This is a genomic window from Streptomyces sp. DSM 116793, from assembly GCF_057320905.1.
This window is the reverse complement of sequence record NZ_CM170494.1, coordinates 3,147,654-3,169,640: the sequence shown is the minus strand read 5'-3', so window position 1 is coordinate 3,169,640 and position 21,987 is coordinate 3,147,654. Positions and strand designations below refer to the sequence as shown.

Sequence of the window (21,987 nt, the reverse complement as noted above, 5' to 3'; positions counted from 1 at the left end):
CTGGAGCTTCGTGTGCTTGTTTACGCATCGGCGCTGGATCTGCCCAGCTCTGCCCTCCGGTCCCTGCCCGCTGCTGGCCGTCACACGTATGCCCCGCGTCGGCTTCCCTATGGAATGTGAATGTGCGGTGCGCGGCACCCTCACCTAGGTCGTTCTTTGTTCCGGCTGGAGCCGGACAACCCCCTTCGCGGCCGGCGGCACCGCCGGCCGAGCCGCATCTCGGCCCCACGTGCGGCGTGCGGCCGAGACGCACTCGGCGTGCGGGATGTCAGCGGCGTGTCCTCACCTGGCATCGGTACGAATCTCAAAGGGTTCTGTCCGGAGGTGCGGCGGATATCCGGCCGCCGGCCTCTGTAAGGTCGTCACCGGCCGGTGAGGACACCCCATGCCGAAGGGACAGCCGGAGCGGGGTCACCGCTCACAGCACGAACCCGTGGGGGAAGGGATCCGTGGGATCGAGGAGGTACGTCGCCGTCCCGGTGATCCACGCGCGCCCCGAGAACTCGGGGACCACCGCGGGCACGCCCGCGACCTCCGACGTGCCGAGGAGGCGCCCGGTGAACCGCGTCCCGATGAAGGACTCGTTCACGAACTCGGCCCCCACGGCGAGTTCCCCGCGCGCATGCAGCTGAGCCATGCGCGCACACGTGCCGGTGCCGCACGGCGAGCGGTCGAACCAGCCCGGCTGGATCGCCATCGCGTTGCGCGAGTGCCGCGCGTTCGAACCGGGCGCCAGGAACTGCACGTGCTTGCAGCCCTGGATGCCCGGGTCGGCGGGGTGCCGCGGCAGGTTCTGCTCGTTGACCGCCCGCGAGATCGCGAGGCCCGCGGCGAGGATGTCGTCCTTGCGGGCCCGGTCGAAGGGCAGGCCGACGCCGTCCAGGTCCACGATCGCGTAGAAGTTGCCGCCGTACGCCATGTCGTAGGTGACCTCGCCGAGGCCCGGCACGGACACCTTCGCGTCCAGTTCCAGCGCGAAGGCGTCCACGTTGCGGAGCGTGACCTGCTCGGCGACGCCGTCGCGCACCGCGACCCTGGCCTCCACGAGACCGGCGGGCGTGTCGAGCCGCACCACGGTCTCCGGCTCGGTCACCGCGACCATCCCGGTCTCCACCAGGACCGTCGCGACGCCCACCGTGCCGTGCCCGCACATCGGCAGGAAGCCGCTGACCTCGATGTAGACGACGCCCCAGTCCGCGTCGGGGCGGGCCGGCGGCTGGAGCAGCGCGCCGCTCATCGCCGGGTGCCCGCGCGGCTCGTCCATCAGGAACCGCCGCAGCCCGTCCAGGTGCTCGATGGCGTACGCGCGGCGCTCGGCCATCGTGGCACCGGGGATCGGCGGCACCCCGCCGGTGACGACCCGGGTGGGCATGCCCTCCGTGTGCGAGTCGACGGCGCTGATCGCGCGGGCGCTGCGCATCAGGCGGCCTGTCCCGCGGTCCGCGCCTTGATGGCGTCGATCGCGCGCCGCATCTCCGCCGTCACCTGCTCGCGGTGCTCGGGCACCAGCGGGCCGCGCGGCGGCCGGCACGGGCCGCCGAACCGGCCCACCATCTCCATGCCCAGCTTGATGGCCTGAACGAACTCGGTGCGGGAGTCCCAGCGGAACGCGGCCACCAGCGGCTCGTACAGCGCACGCGCCTCGGCGACGCGGCCCTCGCGGGCCAGCCGGAACAACTCGGCGGACTGAGCCGGGAAGACGTTGGGGAAGCCGGCGAACCAGCCCGTGGCGCCCATCAGCAGGCTCTCCAGGACGACGTCGTCGGCGCCCCCGATGACGTCCAGCGAGGGCGCCTTCTCCTTGATCTCCAGCACCCGGCGCACGTCGCCGGAGAACTCCTTGACCGCCTGGACGTTGTCGATGGCGGCGATCTCGGCGAGCAGGTCGGGCGTCAGGTCGACCTTGGTGTCGAACGGGTTGTTGTAGACCATCACGGGCAGCCCGACCGCGGCCACCGCCTCGAAGTGCGCGATGACCTCGCCCCGGTTGGCGCGGTACATCGTCGGCGGCAGGCAGAGCACCCCGTCGGCGCCGTCCTCCGCGGCGGCCTCCGCCCACCGCGCGGCGTGGTGCGAGCCGACGCCGTGCACGCCGACGATCACCTTGCCGCGCCCGGCGACCGCCGCTATCGCGGTACGGGCCACCCGGCGCCGCTCCTCGTCGGTGAGGGACGAGTACTCGCCGAGCGAGCCGTTGGGGCCGACGCCGTCGCACCCGTTCTCCACCAGCCAGGCGCAGTGCTCGGCATAGCGGTCGTAGTCCACGGCGAGCCCGGCCGGTGCCTTCGGGTCCTCCTGGTAGGGCAGCGCCGTCGCGACGACGACACCGGTCAGGGCGTGCTCCGTGGGTGTACTTGTGCTCATGAACGGCTCTCCTCAGCGGGAAGGTCCGGCCGGTGCGGTCGGTCACCGGCCGGTGGGTCGGGACGGTCGCCGGCCGGCGGCACCGGCGGCCGGGCGAGTTCGCCGAGCCTGATGGGGACGGCGAGGGGTCGGTGGTGGGGGCCGGGGGCGGCCGGTCCGGCGGGGCGGGCCGGTTGGGCCGGTTCGGCGGGGCGGGCCGGTTGGGCCGGTTGGGCTGGTTCGGTGGGGCGGGCCGCTTGGGCTGGTTCGGTGGGGCGGGCCGGTTGGGCCGGTCCGGCGGTTTCGGTGGGCTCCCCGGCCGCGGTCGTGGGCTCCGCGGGGTGACCGGGGCGCCCCGGGTGCGCGGGGCTGCCCGAGCGCGCGGAAGCGACGGCGCCGCGGTGACGCAGCTCGGCGATGGTGGGCCCGCAGACGCGGCCCTGGCACGGGCCGAGGCCCGCACGGGTCGCCAGCTTGGCCACCCCCGCCTCCGTGGCCGTCGGATCCCCGGCCGCCGCGCACACGCTCGCGTAGTCCGTCTCCTCGCACCGGCAGACGACGGTGTCCGGGCGGAGCCACCCGGGCCACGCGGTTCCCACGGGGTGCGCGAGGGCGAGCCGGCGGGCGAACGCGCGGCCCTGGTCGCGGCGCCTGCGCAGGGCGGCGAGCGGGCGCGCGCGGGGGCTGCCGCCCGCCGCGAGCCAGCCCGCGAGCACGCCCTCGGTACGGGCGGCGGGCGCCCCGGCGACGCCGGTGATCTCCCCGCACGCGAACACCCCGGGCGCGCTCGTGGCCTGGTCGTCGTCCACGTCGACGAAGACGTCCGCGGGGGCCCCGCCGGGGCCGGGGCGCAGGGCGCAGCCGGCGGCGACGGCGAGTTCCAGGCGGGGCGTGAAGCCGTGCCCGACGCACACCGCGTCCACTGGCACGGTCCGCTCGGTGCCGGGCAGCACGGACCAGTCGGCGCGCACCGCCGCGGTCACCACCTCCTCCACGCGGCCGTCTCCGCGCGCCGCCACCACGGCCCTGCCGAACCGGTACGGCACCCGGTGGCGGGCGAGCGCGGCCGCCAGGGCGAGGAGTTCGCCGCCCTTGCCGGCCTGCGCGCCCAGTTCCCAGGGGCGCCCCAGCCAGCCGCGCGCCACCCGGGCGCGCCCGCCCGCCTCGACCACCTCGGTCACGGTGGACCCGGCCTCCAGGAGCGAGACGGCGACCGGCAGCAGGAACGGGCCGGTGCCCGCGACGACCACCCGGTCCCCGACGGCAAGCCGCTCACCCTTGGCCAGCGCCTGCGCGGCGCCCGCGGTGACCACGCCCGGCAGGTCCCAGCCCGGGAAGGGCAGGACGCGGTCGTGGGCGCCGGTGGCCAGCACCAGCGCGTCCGGTTCGAGGACGTGGCGCTGCCGGGGGCCGCCGGGGGCCGGGGCGAGGACGTGCACCCTGGGGGGCGCGGGCCTGGCCGGTGTGCGCGGTGCGGCTGACGTCGTGGCGTGCGGGGCCGCCTCCGGGGCCGCGGTGGCGGGGTCGCGGCGCTCCAGCGCCCAGACCTCGGCGCCCGCCCACCAGGAGCAGCGCGGGTGACCGAGCACCCGGCGGACGCGGCGCTCGAAGGACGGGTAACCGTGCTGGACGGCCTCCGGGGCGCGGGCCTCGTAGGCCTCGGGCAGCATGCGGTGGTACTGGCCGCCGGGCCGGTCGGCGGAGTCGATCAGCGTGACGTCGGCGCCGGCCGCCAGCGCGCCCTCCGCGGCGGCGAGCCCGGCGGGCCCGGCGCCCACCACGACCACGGTGCGGCGCGTCACGACCGCTCCCGGGGGGTGGGGGTGCCGGGGGCGGCAGGGGTGTGCGGGGTGCCCGGGGTGTCAGGGGCGTGCGGGATGGCGGAGGTGTCAGGGGTGTCGTGCGTGTGGTCTGCGGCGTGGGGTGTGTCGGGGGCGGCGGGTGTGTCGGAGGAGTCGGAGGAGGTGGGTGTGGCGTGGGGTGTGTCGGGAGAGACAGGGGTGTCGGGGGAGGTGGGTGTGGCGTTGGGTGCGTCGGGGGAGGCAGGGGTGTCGGGGGCGGCGGGCGCGTCGAGCGTGGCGGGCGCGTCGGCGGGGGCGGGGGCGGTGCCCGTGGTGCCGTCGGCGCGCGACTGGGTGGTCACCGTGTCGCCGTCCCGGGCGCGGCGGGTGCACGCGCGCACGTCGCGCTCGCCGTTCACGGTGACCAGGCAGTCGAAGCAGACGCCGATCCCGCAGAACACTCCGCGCGGCGCGCCGGTGCGCCCGGTGCGCCAGGAGGTGCGGCCCGCGGCGAGCAGCACCCCGGCCAGGCTCTGGCCCGCGACGCCGCGTACCGGGGTGCCGTCCACGGTGACGGTCAGCGGGTGGTCCGTGCGGCGCACGGAGTCGTCCCGCGCGGGGACGAGCCTCGGGCTCATGCTCCCTCCTCGGGGGTGGGGGCCGGCGCGCCGGTGCGGTCCGGTGTGCCGGCGGGGGTGCCGTCCGCCGTGCCGGGCGCCATGCCGTCCGCCGTGCCCAGGACGGCCGGCCGGTCCACCCGGAACGGGTCCGGGTCGAGGCTCGGTTCCGCCCCGAGCAGCAGCTCCCGCAGCAGTCGCGCGGTGCCCACGGACAGTCCGATGCCGGCGCCCTCGTGGCCGCCCGCGTGCCACAGCCCGGCGAGCCGCGGGTCGGGTCCGATGACGGGCAGGTGGTCGGGCACATAGGGGCGGAAGCCGCCGTAGGCCCGCATCACCGGGACGTCCGCGAGCGACGGGAAGAGCCGCAGGGCGGTGGCGGCGACCGCGGACAGCACCTCGGGGCGCAGCCGGTCGTCGAAGCCGGTGTGCCGCCGGGAGGAGCCGAGCAGGACGCTGCCGCCGCGGGTGGCCTCCACCACGGCCGACGTCTGGAGCCCGGTGTCGTCGCTGCCGACGGCGCCCACGTAGTCGGCGTCGTACACCTTGTGGAAGACGGTGGGCGGCAGCGGCGTGGTCACCAGGATCTCGCCGCGGCGCGGCCGGACGTCCACCGGCGCGCCGAGGCGCGTGGACACCTCGCCCGACCAGGGCCCGGTCGCGTTGACGAACACGTCCCCGCCGACCGTCCCGCGGGTGGTGCGCACCGCGACGAGCCGTCCGCCGCGGGTGACGGCGCCCAGCACCTCGTGCCCGGTGCGGAGCCCGGCGCCGCGCGCCAGGGCGTCGCCGAGCAGCACCGTGGCGGCGCCGGCCGGCTGCACCTGGGCGTCGTCGGGGTAGTGCACGGCGGCGGTGTGGTGCTCGGTGAGGAAGGGCTCGGCGGCGCGCACCTCGTGGGGCTCCATCGGCTCGGCGCGCACGCCTGCGGCGCGCTGCGCGGCGGCGAACGCGGCCAGCCCCTCGGCGCCCTCCGGGGTGGTGGCCACGACGATGCCGCCCTTGGGGTCCCACTCGGCGGCGCGGGTCGCGTCCCCGGGGGTGCGGGTCGGGCGCGCGGCGCGGGCGGCGCCCGCGGTGGCGCGGTGCGCGTGCTCGGGGGCATGGCCCGAGTGGTCCGCGCTCGTGCAGTCCGCGCTCGTGTCGCTCGTGTGGTCCGCACTCGTGTGGTCCGCACTCGTGTGGTCCGCGCCGCGGGTGGCGTCCGACGCGGCGATCTCGGCCAGCACCTCGAGCCAGAGCCGCCGGGACAGCAGGGCGAGGTCCAGCTCGGGGCCCGGGCCCTTGTCGGAGACGAGGATGTTGCCCTCGCCGTGCGACGTCGTGCCCCCGGCGGCGCCGCCCCGGTCGAGCACGAGGACGTCGAGCCCCGCAACGGCGAGTTCGCGGGCACAGGCGGCGCCGATGATCCCCGCGCCCAGCACCACGACCCTCGTTCGGTGCACCCGCCCGCCTCCGTTCTGTATAGCGAACGATTTCAGGCTAGGGACCGTGGGCACGGGGTGTCAACGGCCGGGCGGGGAACCGTCCGGCGCGCGGGGTGCCGGGTGGGGGCGCGCGCCGGGCGCGCCCGGGCGGGGTCCGCGGGTGGCGCCGGCGGCCTAGTGCGGCGGATTCGGCGGTTCCTGGGGCTCGTTGCGCCCGGAGCGGTAGTGCAGCACCAGGACGGAGCGCACGGGTCCGTCGGGCGCGGAGTAGCTGTGCGGTAGCCATCCGTCGAAGGCGACGTAGTCGCCCGGGCCCAGCTCGACCCGCTGCCCGTCGACCTCGGCGAGCAGCGTGCCGGACTGCACGACGGTGTGCTCGGTGCCCGCGTGGCCGAGCGAGTGCTGCGCGCAGCCGGCACGAACCTGCTGGTCGTAGAGCTCCATGATGACGCCCCCGGACTCGATCCTGTTCAGCGCGCGCAGGTCGACCCCCTCGCCGCTGAGCACCTCGGTCTCCGCGCCGCGCACCACCGTCACGGCGTTCGAGTACTGGGTGTCCATCAGGTCGGAGATCGGCACCTCCAGGGCGCGCGAGAGGCTGAAAACCGTCTCGATGGTGGGGTTTCCGGTCGCCGACTCCAGTTGGGAGAGGGTCGCCTTACCGATCTTGGACAGCTGCGAGAGCTTGGAGAGCGACAGCCCGCGCCGGGCCCGCTCCCGCTTGAGATTGGCCGCAAGAACGTCCCGGATGGAACTGCTGGGGGACTTCACTCGGGACTCCTTCACCCGCCGATGCCGTTCGGTTCAGCGTACGACCTGCCGGCTTTTTTCGTTCGGAATACTGAACGTACACGGGGGGTGCGGGGAACGGAAACCGCGCCGGTGCGGAACGCCGGGCTCCGCCCGCCCGGCTGTCCGGCTGCCAGATCATTGGCGTCTTTGTAGTGAATAACGCTATTAACGATCATTACTGGTCATATGGTGGATGTGTGTGCGACAACATGACACTGGACCACTTCCGTGCCGCCGAGTACGGATACCTCGACGAGCAGCGCCATGTGTATCTCGACCACACGGGTGCCGGGCTCCCCGCGCGATTCCAACTGGCGCGGCAGGCGGAGCGAATAACCACCGGCTGCTTCGGCAACCCGCACTCCGACAACCCCACGTCGGCCGCGTCCGGAGAACTCCTCGACCGCACCAGGCGCGCGGTGTTGCGGCACTTCAACGCCGACCCGCGGCAGTACGCCGTCGTCTTCACGCCCAACGCCACCGGTGCGTTACGCCTCGTCGGCGAGGCGTACCCCTTCGGCAGGCACAGCAGTCTCGTCCTGACCGCGGACAACCACAACTCCGTCAACGGCCTGCGCGAGTACGCGCGGGCCCGGGGCGCGCGGACCGTCTACGTCCCGCTGGACACCCCCGGGCTGAGGGTGTCCGACGCCGCCGTGCACACCGCCCTCGCGGGGCCGGCGCGACGGCGCCCCTATCCCTGGGCCAGGACTCCGCGCCCGGCGGGCGGCGGTCGGGCGGCCTCCTCCCGGGGCCTGTTCGCGTATCCGGCCCAGAGCAACTTCACCGGGGTGCAGCACCCCCTGGACTGGATCGGGACGGCCCACTCCCTCGGCTACGACGTGCTGCTCGACGCCGCCGCCCACGTGCCCGCCAACCGGCTCGACCTCGGCGCCGTGCAACCCGACTTCGTGGCCGTCAGCTGGTACAAGGTCTTCGGCTACCCCACCGGCGTCGGCTGCCTCGTCGCGCGCCGCGCGGCGCTGGCACGGCTGCGCCGGCCGTGGTTCGCCGGCGGCACCATCCACGTCGTCAGCGCGCAGGGCCAGTGGCACCGCATGGCGGACGACGAGACCGCCTTCGAGGACGGCACCGTCAACTTCCTGAGCATTCCCGACGTCGAGGTCGGCCTCGACTGGATCGGGCGCGTCGGCATCGAGGCCGTGCACGACCACGTCACCGCACTGACCGGGTACCTGCTGGACGGCCTGCGGGAACTCAGGCATCCGTCCGGCGCGCCCATGGTCCGGCTGTACGGGCCCGCCGGCACCGAGCGGCGCGGCGGCACGGTCGCCCTCAACTTCCTCGACGCGCGGGGGCACGTCGTCGACGAGCGGATCGTGGCCCGTGACAGCGCCGCCCGCAATATCTCCGTGCGGACCGGCTGTTTCTGCAACCCCGGGGCCGGGGAGGCGGCGTTCGGCATCGGCATGCCGGCGCTGCGGCGCGCCGCGCGCGGCGGGAACGGGACCATCGACGAGTACCTGAGCGGGCTCGACCTGCCGTCCGGCGGTGCGGTGCGGGTCTCCCTGGGGCTGCCCTCCAACCGGGCGGACGTGGACGCGTTCCTGTCGTTCGCGGCGGAGTCGTACCGGGACCGGGTCCCGGGGGCCCGCGGCCTGCCGCCGCGACTGCGCTGTTGACGGTCGGCCGTCGGCTCCGGGCCACCGGCCGGTGGGTGGCCGCGCGCGCCCACGCGGCGGAGCCTCCCCGACTGCCTCAAGGGCGTGGGAGGCACCCCCACGACACAGCCCCGCGCCCCTGAGGCGGGCCCGGGGCCGGGGCCCACCGCACGGGCCCTAGCGGGGCGCGGCCCGGCACCTGCGGGCCAGTACCGCCCATGTCCCGGCCAGCAGAGCCACCGTGAAACCGGCGAGGACCAGCCAGCCCAGGGCGGCCGGGTGGCTGAAGCTGTCGCCGTAGGAGGCCAGCAGCGGGGGGCCGAGGGGCGCGCCGCCGTGCGCCCACAGGTCCGGCAGGCCCGCACCGCTGCCGAGCGCCTCGTAGGCCCAGCGGTTCGTCATCGCGAAGCTGATCACCGCGCCCGGCCACGCCATCTGCGGAACGGGCACGAACGCCCCCGAGAACAGCACCTGCGGGAAGCAGAGCAGCGGCAGCAGCAGCGTGGCCTGACCGGGTGCGGACACCGCCGCGGAACAGAGCAGCCCCAGCGCCAGCGCCGCGGCCGAGGACAGCAAGGTGGTGGTGAACAGGGAGCCGTACACGCCCCAGCCCGCCGCGGGCAGCCGGTCCAGCGCCCGCAGCACCGCGAGCAGCAGCGCGTCGGCCGCCGCGAGCACCGGCAGCAGCACGGTGAGCTTGGACAGCACATACGGGCCGACGCGGAGCACCGTCAGCCGCTCCCGGCGCACCACGGCCAGTTCGGTGCAGATCTGCAACAGGCCGTAGGTCAGGCCGAAGAAGAAGCCGCCGAACGCTATCCAGAACAGGATCATCGCGGACGAGCCCGGGTTGGGCGACCCCGGGTCGAAGGCGCCGGGGCGGAACAGCACCGCGAACATCGCCACGATCATCACCGGCGACCCGGCGAGCACGGCGAGACCGAGCCGGTCCCGGAGCAGGATCTCCGCGTTGCGGCGGGTGAGCAGCGCCCACTGGCGCACGGGGCCGAGACCGCGGGCTCCCCGCGCGGGGCCGGGCGGGCGGCCGGTCCGCGGTCCGCCGGCCGGGGGCGCGTCGGGCCGGCCGGACGGCCCGCCGCTCGGCTGGTCGGTCGGCAGGCCGCTCGGCTGGTCGGTCGGCGGGCCGGCCAGCCGAGCGGTCGGCGGGGCGCTTGGCGGATCGGACGGCGGGGCGCCCGTGGCTCCGCCGGCCACCGCGCCGTACGCCTCCTCGACCGTCCCGACTCCGAGCGCCGCGCACAGCCCTCCGGGAGGGCCGGCGTAGGCCGCCGTGCCGTGCGGTGACAGGAACAGCACCTGGTCGCAGCGGAGCAGGTCGGACGGGGTGTGGGTGGTCAGGACGACGGTCGTGCCCGCGGCGGCCACGTCGCGCAGCACCGACATCAACTCGGCGCCCGCGGCCGGGTCCAGGCCCGACGTGGGCTCGTCCAGGAACAGGACGCCTGGTCTGGTGAGCAGTTCGACGGCGATGCTGACCCGCTTGCGCTCGCCGCCGCTGAGGACTCCGACCGGTTGTCCTGCGCGCTCCCTCAGGCTGAGGGCGGCGAGGACGCGTGCGACGGCCGTGTGCACCTCCGTGGGCGGGGTGCCCGCGGGCATGCGCAGGCGGGCCGCGTACTCCAGCGTGCGCTGCACCGGCAGCCGGCGGTGGATGATGTCGTCCTGCGGCACGAACCCCATGCCGGGGTGGCTTCCGTCGGTTTCCGTCTGCCGGACGGTGGGGGGCTGGTCGCGCAGTTCCCCGCGCCCCTTGGAGGGCGCTTCGCGCCCCCGGGGCGTGGCGGGGTGGCTTCCGTCGGTTTCCGTCTGCCGGTCGGTGGGTGGTTGCTCGCGCAGTTCCCCGCGCCCCTTCAAGGGCGCTGCGCGCCCATCGGCCGGACCCGGCGGGCGCGCAGCGCCCGCTAAGGGGCGCGGGGAACTGGGGGCACCTTCCACGCCCTTGAGGCAGAGGGGGAGCGACCGTCCACGGTCGGAGGGGCAGGGCCCCGCACCCCCGTACCGGATCCATCCCTCCGCGGGCACGCGGACCCCCGCGAGCGTCTCCAGCAGGAGTGTCTTCCCCGCACCGCTGCTGCCCGCTATCACCGTCAACTCGCCGGGTCCGGCCCGCAGCGAGATCCCCCGCAGCACGGCGCGCCCCGCGTGCCCTCCGCGCGTCCGTACCTCTATGCCCTCGGCCGCTATGTGCAGCCCGGTCTCCTCGCCCGCCCCCATGGCTGTACGCACCGTGTCAGCATGCCATGCGGGTCCGTGCGCGCGTTCGGGTTTGGCGCGGCGTGCCGGGAACGTCCGGGCGTGACGTGGCAGCCTCCGGTGAGTCACTCATACACTGGCAAAGTGGACAGGGATCCTGCTTCCCGCCGGCTCGAAGCGGATCTGCGGGCCGAGCTCCCCACGGTCATGGCGCTCGGCGGGATGGGCGGCATCGTCTGTGACCTGCCGTCGGGACGGGCGTTCCTGGATCCGGGCGCGCTGGGGGTCTTCCAGCTGGAACCGTCCGCGTTCGACGGGCGTATGTCGACCCTCTGCGAGCGGATCCCCCCGAGCGAGTCGCAGAGGATCCGGCAGATCCTGGCGAGCCCGGCCCCTCAGGGGCCCGGCCGCCCCGCCGGGCCGCCCGAGTCCTCCTACGGCTTCCACTTCCAGCTCCGCTCGGCCACCGGCAAGGCGGACCGCTGGGCGTACGCCCACCTCCGGGTGGCGCGGGACGGCTCCGGGGCGGTGCGGCGGCTCGTCGGCGTCGTACGGGACGTGACCGCGGAACTCCAGCTGACCACCGACCGGGCGGCTCTGGATGCCGACCGCAGGCGTCAGAACGATGTGGTCTACACGACCACCACCGCCCTCGCCCACGCGCTGACCTCCGAGGACGTGCTGACCGCCCTCACCGGTGACGAGATCCTGCGCGCCGTCGACGCCGTCGGAGTGGCCCTCAGCGCGGTCAAGGAGGACGAGAGCCGGCTGCTCGCCACCAAGGGCCTGCCGGCGGCTTTGTTCGAGGACTTCCTGGTGATGGACGTGCAGGAGGCCCTGCCCATTCCGGAGGCGATCCGCGCGCAGCGGCCGCTCTTCCTGCGCAGGGCCGAGCTGGTGGCGGACTATCCGGCGCTCAGGTCCTATATCGAGGAGACGCGCCTCACCTCCGTGGCCATCATGCCCCTGGTGGTCCAGGGCCGGTCGACCGGCGCGCTGACCCTGCTCTACGAGGGCAGGGCCGGCTTCACCCCGGAGGAACGGAACCTGCTGCTGGCCCTCGGCGCGGCCGTGGCACAGTCCCTTGAGCGCGCCCGCCTGTACGACCAGGAGCACGCGGTGGCCATCGGCCTCCAGCGGGCGATGCTGCCGGCGCGCATCCCCCAGGTGGCGGGCGTGACGACGGCGGTCTGCTACCGGCCCGCCGGTGACAGCAGGATGATCGGGGGAGACTGGTACGACGTCGTCGCACTGCCGAACGGCCACATCGGCCTGGTGGTCGGGGATGTCGAGGGGCACGACATCGACGCCTCCGCCGTGATGGGGCAGCTCCGCACGGCCCTGCGCGCCTACGCCTCCGAGGGCCACCCGCCGGCGAGCGTCATGGCGCGGGCCTCCGCCTTCCTCCGCGACCTGGACACCGAGCGCCTCGCGACCTGCGTCTACGTCGCACTGGACCCGCGCACCGGGAACGCGCTGATCACCCGGGCCGGGCATCCGGGACCGCTGGTCCGGCACGCCGACCGGAGCGTCAGCCGGGTCGCCGTCGAGGGCGGGCTGCCCCTCGGCGTTCCGCGGCCCTGGAGCGAGTCGTTCCCGGCGACCCGGCACCGCATGCGGCACGGGGACACGCTCCTGCTCTGCACCGACGGGCTGCTGGAGACGCGCCACCTCGACCTCGCCGCCGGTGAGCGGCAGGTGGCGGAGATCCTGCGCACCGGTCCCGGCGACCTGGACGAGCTGGCACGCCACATCGCGGCCACCGTCGCGGGCCGCCACGCGCAGGAGGACGACATCGCCCTCCTCCTGGCGGCGCTGCCCGGCCCCGGCGGCTGACCCGGGAGCGCTGTCCGGCTCGGGCGGCTGACCCGGGGGCGCCGTCCGGCTCGGGTGGCTGACCTCGGCCGCTGTCCGGCTCGGGCGGCTGAGCGACCCGCAGCCCCCGGGCCCTTCGCGCCGGCTAGATGCGCCAGTGGTACCCGAGCGCGAAGTCCACCGCGACCGCGTACGTCAGGTACATGAGCCACAGGCCCGTGGCGATCCGCATCAGGCCGAGCGCGCGCTCCGCGAGGTTGATGCCCACGGTGGTGAAGAACTCGAAGAAGTAGACGGCGAACAGGCCCAGGAACACCAGGCCGACGGGCCAGTCCTTGGCCTTGAAGAACACCGTCGCGCCGATCGCCGAGATCACCATGTAGGCCACCGAGAGGCCGAAGTTGAGGCGCGGGTCGTTGCCGCGGTAGCGGTTCCAGCCGATCGCGAACCAGTGGACGCCGTACGCCGTGAAGGCGAGGGCGGCCATGTACATCGGTGGCTCCTTGAAGACCTCGAACCACGTCAGCCCCACGAAGAGGATGATGCCGGCGACGAACTGGCAGAACCCCGGCATCCAGATGCCCCACACGCCGAGCGCCCGGTCCACCCGCTCGTCCCGTCTGGGCCAGCCCACCAGCTCCGGGGGACCCCAGATCAGGTAGCCCGTGCCCAGGCCGAAGAAGCCGAGGGCCAGCGGGGGGAAGGTCGAGGGGGAGAACATTATTTCCATCTCGTCTCATCTCCTTCGGACGAGGGTGGTTCCCTTCGGACACGGGCGAGGGCGAGACGGGCGACGCACACCGGCATCCATACGGAACATAAGTCCCCCATGCTCCTTTCGCTCGTCCGGGTGTGCCGGTCGGAGCTGCGCGGTTGCGGCCGGACGGCCACCCGGTACCGTCGGGATCAGGCACGTGCCGCGTACGGTCCCGGACCCCCGCACGTGCCCCGTACCGTCCGGATCAGGCAGTGCCACCGCACCGAGGAGCAGGCGGATGGGCGTCAAACGGTGGATCCGCGCATGGCCCGTGTACCGGCAGCTCACCGGGCCCGACCCGCTGGGGCGGGGCAAGGCGGCCGAGTCCGCGCGGTCGGCCGGCCTCCAGCCCAGGACCGAGCGCGCCGATCGGGTGACGGACTCCGTCTGCCCGTACTGCGCGGTGGGCTGCGCACAGCGCGTCTTCGTGCGCGACGAGCGGGTCGTCCAGATCGAGGGCAACCCGCACAGCCCCATCTCCCGCGGCCGGCTCTGCCCGAAGGGCTCCGCGAGCAAGCAGCTCGTCACCGGGCCGCAGCGGGTGCGGACGGTGCGGTACCGGCCGCCGTACGGAACCGAGTGGCAGGACCTCGACCTGGACACCGCCATGGACATGGTGGCCGACCGGGTGCTCCAGGCACGGCGCAAGGGCTGGCAGGACACCGACGCGCAGGGCAACACCCTGCGGCGCACCATGGGCATCGCGAGCCTCGGCGGCGCCACGCTGGACAACGAGGAGAACTACCTGATCAAGAAGTTGTTCACGGCCCTCGGCGCCCTCCAGGTGGAGAACCAGGCGCGCATTTGACACTCCGCCACGGTTCCCGGTCTGGGAGCCTCGTTCGGCCGCGGCGGTGCCACGGACTACCAGCAGGACCTGGCCAACGCCGACTTCATCGTCATCATGGGCTCCAACATGGCCGAGGCCCACCCGGTCGGGTTCCAGTGGGTGATGGAGGCCAAGGCGCGCGGCGCCCGGGTCGTCCACATCGACCCGCGGTTCACCCGCACCAGTGCGCTGGCCGACCAGCACGTGACGCTGCGCGCCGGCACCGACATCGCCTTCCTCGGCGGCGTGATCAACCACATCCTCACCAACGACCTGTGCTTCCGGGAGTACGTGCGGGCGTACACCAACGCCTCGTTCCTGCTCAGCGAGCGCTTCAAGGACACCGAGGACCTGGACGGCCTGTTCAGCGGCTACGACCCGGCCACCGCCGCGTACGACGCGTCCAGCTGGGCGTACGAGAGCGTCACCGCCGAGGAGCGGCCGGGCCACCGCGCCAAGGAGCAGGCCGCGCCCGACCAGCACGGCTCCGGAGGGCCGGTCGTCGAGGGACCCCCGGGCGACATCGCCGCCGACCCCACCCTGGAGCACCCCCGGTGCGTGTACCAGGTGCTCAAACGGCATTTCTCCCGGTACACCCCCGAGATGGTCGAGCGGATCTGCGGGGTGCCCCAGGACCTGTTCCTGGACGTGTGCCGCGCCTGGACGGAGAACTCGGGCCGGGAGCGCACCGCCGCCCTGGTGTACAGCGTCGGCTGGACGCAGCACTCCGTGGGTGCCCAGTTCATCCGCACCGGGTCGATCATCCAGCTGCTGCTGGGCAACATCGGCCGCCCCGGCGGCGGGGTGTTCGCCCTGCGCGGGCACGCCAGCATCCAGGGCTCCACGGACGTCCCGACCCTGTTCAACCTGCTGCCCGGCTACCTGCCGATGCCGGACGTCACCCACCGGGACCTCGCCGCCTACCTGGGCAGCATCCGCAGCCGCAACCAGAAGGGCTTCTGGGGCAACGCCGACGCGTACACCGTCTCCCTGCTCAAGGAGTACTGGGGCGAGAAGGCGACCGCGGAGAACGACTACTGCTTCGACTACCTGCCGCGGATCAACGGCGACCACGGCACCTACCGCACCGTGATGGACATGGTCGACGGAAAGGTCTTCGGCTACTTCCTGCTCGGCCAGAACCCGGCGGTCGGCTCGGCCCACGGCCGCCTGCAACGCCTCGGCATGGCCAACCTGGACTGGCTGGTCGTCCGCGACCTGGCCATGATCGAGAGCGCCACGTTCTGGAAGGACGCCCCCGAGATCGAGACCGGCGAGATCGTCACCGAGCGGTGCCGCACGGAGGTGTTCTTCTTCCCCGCCGCCTCGCACGTCGAGAAGTCCGGCACGTTCACCCAGACACAGCGGATGCTCCAGTGGCGGGACAAGGCCGTCGAACCGGTCGGCGACCAGCGCTCCGAGCTGTGGTTCTTCCACGAGCTCGGGCTGCGCCTGAAGCGGAGGCTGGCCGGCTCCACCGACGAGCGCGACCGCCCCCTGCTCGACCTGGCCTGGGACTACGCGATGGAGGAGGGCGAGCCGTCAGCCGCGGACGTGCTGCGCCACATCAACGGCATCGACCTCGCCACCGGCCGCACCCTCAGCGGCTACACCGACCTGAAGGCCGACGGCAGCACCGCCTGCGGCTGCTGGATCTACAGCGGCGTGTACGCGGACGAGGTCAACCAGGCCCGGCGCCGCACATCCCGCTTCGAGTCGGGCCCGTACGACGCCGAGTGGGGCTGGACCTGGCCCATGAACCGGCGGGTGCTCTACAACCGCGCCTCCGCCGACCCCCAGGGCCGGCCCTGGAGCGAGCGGAAGAAGCTGGTCTGGTGGGACGCGGAACGCGGCGAGTGGACCGGGCACGACACCCCGGACTTCGAGCGGACCAAGCCGCCCGACTACCTGCCGCCCGCGGGGGCGTCCGGCCCCGCGGCGCTGCGCGGCGACGACCCGTTCGTCATGATGTCCGACGGCAAGGGCTGGCTGTTCGCGCCCGCCGGACTCGCCGACGGCCCGCTGCCCACCCACTACGAGCCGCACGAGTCGCCCCTGCGCAACCTCCTGTACGGGCAGCAGTCCAGCCCGGTGCGGAAGGTGTACGGGCGGCCCGACAACCCCTCCAACCCGGCGCCGCCCGAGCTGCATGGCGACGTGTTCCCGTATGTCTTCACCGCGGCCCGGCTCACCGAGCACCACACCGCGGGCGGCATGAGCCGGCAGCTCCCGTACCTGTCGGAGCTCCAGCCCGAGCTGTTCGTGGAGGTCTCCCCGGAGCTGGCGGCCGAGCGCGGCCTCAGGCACCTGGCCCCCGCGCATGTGATCACCAGCAGGACCGCGGTGGACGCCCGCGTCGTCGTCACCGACCGGATGGCGCCGCTGCGCGTCGACGGCCGCGTCGTCCACCAGGTGTGGATGCCCTACCACTGGGGTGGCACCGGGCTGACCGCCGGGGACGTGGTCAACGACCTGATCGGGGTCGTCGCCGACCCCAACGTGCTCATCCAGGAGAGCAAGGTGCTGACCTGCGACATCCGCCCCGGGCACCGGCCACGCGGCCGGGACCTGCTCGACTACGTCGAGGACTACCGCCGCCGGGCCGGGATCACCCCGCACACCGGCACCCGTATCGTCACGGTCGGCGAGCCGGAGGGCCCCGTCCACACGGAATCCGACCCGCCGGAGGGACCGTCATGAGCCACGAGCACAGCTTTCACGGGCCGCTCGCGGATCCCGCCGCCGACGCCGGTCACCTCGGCCACCCGCCGCGGACGGGCTTCTTCACGGACACCTCGCTCTGCATCGGCTGCAAGGCCTGCGAGGTGGCCTGCAAGGAGTGGAACAACGTGCCCGAGGACGGCATCGACCTGCTCGGCATGTCCTTCGACAACACCGGCATGCTCGGCGCGAGCTCCTGGCGGCACGTCGCCTTCGTCGAGCAGGAACGGCCGCTGGGCCGGCAGGACGCGGGACTCGCCGGCCTGCCCACCGGCTACTCGGGCACCGGCGCCGCGGTCGAGGCGGTGTCCCGCGCGCTGCCCGCCGCCGAGCGCGGCGGCGGCGACCTCGGCACCGCGCCCGTCCACCTCGGGTTCCCCTCCTTCGAGCTGCCCGGCGCCGCCACCGGCGCGGAGGGCCGCAGCGAGTTCCGCTGGCTGATGTCGTCCGACGTCTGCAAGCACTGCACGCACGCCGGATGCCTCGACGTCTGCCCCACCGGGGCGCTGTTCCGCACCGAGTTCAGCACGGTCGTCGTCCAGGAGGACATCTGCAACGGCTGCGGCTACTGCGTCTCGGGATGCCCCTACGGCGTCATCGACCGGCGCCCCGGCGACGGGCGCGCCTGGAAGTGCACCCTCTGCTACGACCGCCTGCGCGGCGGCCTCGAACCGGCCTGCGCGCAGGCCTGCCCGACCGACTCCATCCAGTTCGGCCCGCTGGACGAACTGCGCGAGCGCGCCGCGCTGCGGGTGGCCGAGCTGCACGACGCCGGGGTGCCCGAGGCCCGGCTGTACGGCCACGACCCCGACGACGGCGTGGGCGGCGACGGGGCGTTCTTCCTGCTCCTCGACGAGCCGGAGGTGTACGGGCTGCCGCCCGATCCGGTGGTGCCCACCCGGGACCTGGCGGAGATGTGGCGGTACGCGGGCATGGCCGCGGCGGGACTGCTGGCCGCGTCGGCGGCGGCGTTCCTGGGGGGAGCGCGGTGAGGGGGCGGCGGCGGGACCACGGGGTGCTGCGGCAGCCGGCGAGCGACGCGGACGCGGCCGACCGCGGGGCGCGTGTCTTCGGCGGGGGGCGTGGGGGTGGGCGTGGCGAGCGCGGGGGCCCGGGACGTGGGAGGTCCGGTGGGCCGGGCGGGTCCGGCACCGGGGGATCGGGTGGCCCGGGGGATGACGGGAGCCGGGAGCGGGCCGTCGTGCCGCCCGCCGAGTTCCGCTCCTACTACGGGCGGCCCGTGCTGAAGCCGCCCGTGTGGGAGTGGAAGGTCCCCGCCTACTTCTTCACCGGCGGCCTCTCGGCGGGCGCCGCCCTGCTCGCCGCCGGCGCCGACGTGACCGGGCGTCCGGTGCTGTGCCGGACGGGCCGTCTCGCCGGCTTCGGCGCGCTGCTCGCCAGCACCTACCTGCTGATCGCGGACCTGGGCAGGCCGGAGCGGTTCCACCACATGCTGCGGGTCGCCAAGCCCAGTTCGCCGATGTCCGTGGGCACATGGATCCTCGTCGCCTATGGGCCGGGCAGCGGGCTCGCCGCCGCGGCGGAGCTGCTGCCCGCCGCCGCCCGCGCCACCCGGCCGGGGCGCCTGCTGCGGGCGGCCGCCCGCCCGGCCGGGCTCTGCGCGGCGGCACTCGCCCCGGCCCTCGCCTCCTACACGGCGGTGCTGCTCTCCCAGACGGCCGCGCCGGCCTGGCACGACGTCCGCAGGGAGCTGCCGTTCGTCTTCACGGGGTCCGCGGCGGCCAGCGGGGGCGGAGTGGGGATGCTGCTGGCACCGGTGGCCGAGGCGGGGCCCGCGCGGCGGCTCGGCGCGGCGGGGGCCGCGGCCGAACTTCTCGCGTCCCGGCTGATCGAACGGCGCCCCGGCCTGGTGACCACGGCGTACACCACAGGGCGGGCGCACCGGCTGCGCAGGGCGGCGGAACTCCTCACGGTGGGCGGCGCGGTGGCGGCGGTCACCGTGGCCCGCCGCAGCCGGCCGGGTGCCGCGGCGGCCGGTCTCGCGCTGCTCGCGGGGAGCGTCCTGCAGCGCTTCGGTGCCTTCGAGGCGGGGGTCGCCTCCACGCGGGACCCCGCGTACGTGGTGGTGCCGCAGCGCGAGCGGTTGGCGCGGCGGTCGTGAGCGGTGCGCCCGGAAGGGGCGCGGGGCCGGGTTCGACATGCTCCGCCGCGTGGGCGCCCCCGCCGGCCGGTGGTCCGGGACGTCACGGCGCGGGGCCGGCTCAGTAGGGCCGGGGCCGGCGCTGGGCGTAGCCCTTGCCGATGAGGTACCACAGGACGCTTCCCAGGAAGGGTGCGACCACCACGAAGACGCACCACACGAACTTCATGCCCGCCGTGAAGCGCGACCTGAGGATGCCGACGAAGGCGCCGACGACGAAGAGGACGTACGCCACCGCCAGGGCGATGAAGAGGCCGGCTGCCACGAGGCCCAGACCGTTGTGCACGAGGTTCACCCGCTGTTCGTTTCCGCAGGCTGTCAGGGCTCCGCCCTGCTTGCACCCACGAGGCTAGGAGCGGGGCCGGGCACCGGGCGCCCGCCTCCGGCAGCATCTTCGGCGGCCCTGGCGTCGTACCGAGGGGGGATGCGTGTACCTCTCAGGTATATGTCCCGGCGGGGCTGCGCCGGCCGTCCGGCCACGTCGCACAGGCGGTCAACGCCGCGTCGCACAGGCGGTCAACGCCGCGTCGCACAGGCGGTCAACGCCGCGTCGCACAGGCGGTCAACGCCGCGTCGCACAGGCGGTCAACGCCGCGTCGCACAGGCGGTCAACGCCGCGTCACACAGGCGGTCAACGCCGCGTCACACTGGCCGTCAGGCCACCGCAGGGGGGTGAGCCCGCGGCCGCCGGGACCTGATCGTGTGCAGGCCGCGCCCGGTGCCGGGCGGGGCGTGGCCGTCCGGGGCCGTCAGCGGACGGGCCGTCGGGGGCCGGGTCAGCGGACGGGCCGTCCGGGGCCGGATCAGCGGACGACGAGCCGGTGCTCGCCCGCCGGTACGAGTTCGCCGATGACCGGGGCCCCGGGGACCTCCCCGGCGACCAGCAGCCCGCCGGAGGTCTGGGCGTCGGCCAGCAGCAGCCGGGTCGGCTCGTCCGCGCCGCCGAAGTCGGTGTGGGGGGCGACCCACGCCAGGTTGCGGCGGGTGCCGCCGCTGACGTAACCGTCCCGCACGGCCTGACGCGCCCCGTCGAGGAGCGGCACCGCGGAGGCGTCGACCACGGCGGTCACCCCCGAGGCGCGGGCCAGCTTGAACAGGTGACCCAGCAGGCCGAACCCGGTGACGTCCGTCGCGCAGACCGCGCCCGCCGCCAGGGCGGCCGCCGCCGCGCCGCGGTTGAGCGCCACCATGGTGGCCACGGCCTCCGGGAAGACCTCGCCGGTCGCCTTGTGCCGGTTGTTCAGGACACCGAGGCCCAGCGGCTTGGTCAGCGAGAGCGGTACGCCGGGCTTGCCGGTGTCGTTGCGCAGCAGCCGCCCGGGGTCGGCGGTGCCGGTCACCGCCATGCCGTACTTGGGCTCCGGATCGTCCACGCTGTGGCCGCCCGCCACATGGCAGCCCGCCTCGGCCGCGATGTCGAGCCCGCCGCGCAGCACCTGACCGGCCAGCTCGAACGGGAGCGCCTCCCGGGGCCACGCCAGCAGGTTCACGGCCACCACGGGGGAGCCGCCCATGGCGTAGACGTCCGACAGGGCGTTGGCGGCGGCGATCCGGCCCCAGTCGTAGGGGTCGTCCACGACCGGTGTGAAGAAGTCCGCGGTGGCGACGACGGCGGGGGCGCCCGGGCCGCCCGGCAGCCGGACGACGGCGGCGTCGTCGCCGCTGTCCAGGCCGACGAGCAGGTCCCCGGCCGGGGCCGTGGGCCCGGCGGCGAGGCCCGCCACGACCTCTTCGAGGTCCCCGGGAGGGATCTTGCAGGCGCAGCCGCCGCCGTGGGCGTACTGGGTCAGCCGGATGCCGTCCCGCCGGGGCGTGGCCGCCATCGTGGTCTCCTTTCCGCAGGGGGTCCGACGTCGTGTTGTCCAACGTCGTGTCGCCTGACGTCGTGTCGCCTGACGAGTTGTCGCCTGACGAGGGGTGTCGCCTGACGAGGTGTCGTCAGACGACATGTCGCCTGACGACGTGACCAACGCGCGCGACCCGCCCGGGGGAGTGGGAGGGGCCCCGGACGGCGTATCGCCGAGGCGCGCGGGGGTGTGTACTTGCGCGCCGGGGCGCGGCGCGTTGACTCCCGCACGCCCCCCGGTTTCGATGATGCTCGTCCGGGCCGGCGGGCTCGCCGCTCCGGCCCGGCGGGGAGACGTAAGGGTGCCTGGTGGCCCTCCCGGTCTTCAAAACCGAGGTGCCCGAGCAACTCGGGCAGGCGGGTTCGATTCCCGTCCGTCTCCGCGAGAGGCAGGCGCCGCCCCGCCGCGGCGCGCGAGCCGTGCCCCGGCGGACGGGCGCCGGTCACACCGGGCGCTCGCCCATCGCGGCGTACAGCCAGCCGAGGGGCCGCTGCCCGAGCAGCACGTCCGCGAGCCGCCGTCCCGTCGCGGTGACCAGCCGCTCGCGGCTGCTGTCGATCCACCGCTGTGCGCCCTCGTACCCCTGCGCCCGGTACTCGACGCCCTGCAACAGGCACTCCAGTTTGTCCGCGTCACGGGCGCAGACCGCCTCGGGCGACTCCTTCGCCTCGTACTCGGCGACCACGTCCCGGAGCGTCGCGGCCAGGGCTTCCGGCATCCCGGCCGTCTGGTCCGCGGTCACCTTCCCCGGATCCGCGGGAGGCGTGTACCGCTTGCCGAGATGGTTCACGTCACCCGTGCGGCTCTCCTGCGTGTCGTGCCACACGGCGAGGAGCGCGGCGCGTGCCGGGTCGGCCCCTTCGAGCCGGGCGATGACCGACGCGATCAGCGAGGTGCGCCACGAGTGCTCGGCGATGCTCTCCGGGTCCCTGACGCCTGCCAACCACCACCCGGTGCGGCGGGCGTTCTTCAGCGTGCCCGCCTCGTACAGCAGGCGCGCCACCGCGGACAGGTCGTCGGCCACGTCCGTCTCCTCTCCCTTCGCCGCCCGGGCAGCCTGC

The 21,987-nt window shown here is 74.6% G+C and carries 16 protein-coding genes and 1 tRNA gene; 6 read left to right on the top strand and 11 right to left on the bottom strand.

Annotation, left to right across the window (positions count from 1 at the left end):
• Positions 1-418: 418 nt before the first annotated feature.
• The 6 genes from ACSMXW_RS12435 to ACSMXW_RS12410 form a co-directional block, all read right to left on the bottom strand.
• Complete coding sequence (locus ACSMXW_RS12435) at positions 419-1,420, bottom strand: proline racemase family protein (protein ID WP_485806123.1); 1,002 nt, start codon at positions 1,418-1,420, stop codon at positions 419-421.
• Positions 1,420-2,364, bottom strand: coding sequence for a dihydrodipicolinate synthase family protein (locus ACSMXW_RS12430; RefSeq protein ID WP_485806121.1), 945 nt, complete (start codon positions 2,362-2,364; stop codon positions 1,420-1,422). Before ACSMXW_RS12430 ends, ACSMXW_RS12435 begins: the two co-directional genes overlap by 1 nt.
• On the bottom strand, positions 2,361-4,145 hold the full coding sequence (locus ACSMXW_RS12425) for an FAD-dependent oxidoreductase (RefSeq protein WP_485806119.1): 1,785 nt from the start codon (positions 4,143-4,145) through the stop codon (positions 2,361-2,363). Before ACSMXW_RS12425 ends, ACSMXW_RS12430 begins: the two co-directional genes overlap by 4 nt.
• A complete protein-coding gene (locus ACSMXW_RS12420) occupies positions 4,142-4,762 on the bottom strand; it encodes a (2Fe-2S)-binding protein (protein WP_485806117.1) in 621 nt (206 codons plus the stop codon). Before ACSMXW_RS12420 ends, ACSMXW_RS12425 begins: the two co-directional genes overlap by 4 nt.
• Positions 4,759-6,186, bottom strand: coding sequence for an NAD(P)/FAD-dependent oxidoreductase (locus tag ACSMXW_RS12415; protein ID WP_485806115.1), 1,428 nt, complete (start codon positions 6,184-6,186; stop codon positions 4,759-4,761). Before ACSMXW_RS12415 ends, ACSMXW_RS12420 begins: the two co-directional genes overlap by 4 nt.
• Positions 6,187-6,342: 156 nt before the next feature.
• A complete protein-coding gene (locus tag ACSMXW_RS12410; protein ID WP_485806113.1) occupies positions 6,343-6,939 on the bottom strand; it encodes a helix-turn-helix domain-containing protein in 597 nt (198 codons plus the stop codon).
• A gap of 230 nt (positions 6,940-7,169) precedes the next feature.
• Here ACSMXW_RS12410 and ACSMXW_RS12405 point away from each other — a divergent pair, with 230 nt between their 5' ends.
• Complete coding sequence (locus ACSMXW_RS12405; RefSeq protein WP_485807980.1) at positions 7,170-8,603, top strand: aminotransferase class V-fold PLP-dependent enzyme; 1,434 nt, start codon at positions 7,170-7,172, stop codon at positions 8,601-8,603.
• Between the two features lie 156 nt (positions 8,604-8,759).
• Here the strand turns inward: ACSMXW_RS12405 and ACSMXW_RS12400 are convergent, their stop codons facing one another.
• Positions 8,760-10,817 carry an ATP-binding cassette domain-containing protein gene (locus ACSMXW_RS12400; RefSeq protein ID WP_485807978.1) on the bottom strand — a complete coding sequence of 686 codons (2,058 nt, stop codon included), beginning with the start codon at positions 10,815-10,817 and terminating at the stop codon, positions 8,760-8,762.
• 123 nt (positions 10,818-10,940) lie between these two features.
• On the opposite strand from ACSMXW_RS12400, the gene ACSMXW_RS12395 reads away from it, so the two are divergent.
• A complete protein-coding gene (locus ACSMXW_RS12395) occupies positions 10,941-12,632 on the top strand; it encodes a PP2C family protein-serine/threonine phosphatase (RefSeq protein WP_485806111.1) in 1,692 nt (563 codons plus the stop codon).
• A gap of 124 nt (positions 12,633-12,756) precedes the next feature.
• On the opposite strand, the gene ACSMXW_RS12390 is transcribed toward ACSMXW_RS12395, so the two are convergent.
• Positions 12,757-13,341: a hypothetical protein gene (locus ACSMXW_RS12390; RefSeq protein WP_485806110.1), complete on the bottom strand. Its 585-nt coding sequence runs from the start codon at positions 13,339-13,341 to the stop codon at positions 12,757-12,759.
• 265 nt (positions 13,342-13,606) lie between these two features.
• On the opposite strand from ACSMXW_RS12390, the gene fdh reads away from it, so the two are divergent.
• The 3 genes from fdh to nrfD all read left to right on the top strand — a co-directional run bounded on the left by fdh (position 13,607) and on the right by nrfD (position 19,040).
• Entirely contained in the window at positions 13,607-16,897 is a 3,291-nt protein-coding gene (gene fdh / locus ACSMXW_RS12385) for a formate dehydrogenase (RefSeq protein ID WP_485806108.1), read from the top strand.
• Positions 16,894-17,910, top strand: coding sequence for a 4Fe-4S dicluster domain-containing protein (locus ACSMXW_RS12380; RefSeq protein WP_485806107.1), 1,017 nt, complete (start codon positions 16,894-16,896; stop codon positions 17,908-17,910). The genes fdh and ACSMXW_RS12380 overlap by 4 nt, the downstream gene beginning before the upstream one ends.
• Positions 17,911-18,119: 209 nt before the next feature.
• Positions 18,120-19,040, top strand: a complete 921-nt coding sequence (nrfD, locus tag ACSMXW_RS12375; RefSeq protein ID WP_485806106.1) for an NrfD/PsrC family molybdoenzyme membrane anchor subunit — start codon at positions 18,120-18,122, stop codon at positions 19,038-19,040.
• A 100-nt stretch (positions 19,041-19,140) separates the two neighbouring features.
• Here the strand turns inward: nrfD and ACSMXW_RS12370 are convergent, their stop codons facing one another.
• Both ACSMXW_RS12370 and selD read right to left on the bottom strand, forming a co-directional pair.
• A complete protein-coding gene (locus ACSMXW_RS12370; protein ID WP_485806105.1) occupies positions 19,141-19,374 on the bottom strand; it encodes a PLDc N-terminal domain-containing protein in 234 nt (77 codons plus the stop codon).
• A 508-nt stretch (positions 19,375-19,882) separates the two neighbouring features.
• Entirely contained in the window at positions 19,883-20,902 is a 1,020-nt protein-coding gene (gene selD, locus ACSMXW_RS12365) for a selenide, water dikinase SelD (RefSeq protein WP_485806103.1), read from the bottom strand.
• Between the two features lie 313 nt (positions 20,903-21,215).
• Between selD and ACSMXW_RS12360 the strand changes: the two genes are divergently transcribed.
• Positions 21,216-21,308: transfer RNA gene (locus ACSMXW_RS12360), tRNA-Sec, on the top strand.
• Between the two features lie 60 nt (positions 21,309-21,368).
• Here ACSMXW_RS12360 and ACSMXW_RS12355 read toward each other — a convergent pair.
• Positions 21,369-21,950, bottom strand: a complete 582-nt coding sequence (locus ACSMXW_RS12355; RefSeq protein WP_485806102.1) for an HD domain-containing protein — start codon at positions 21,948-21,950, stop codon at positions 21,369-21,371.
• Between the last annotated feature and the right edge of the window lie 37 nt (positions 21,951-21,987).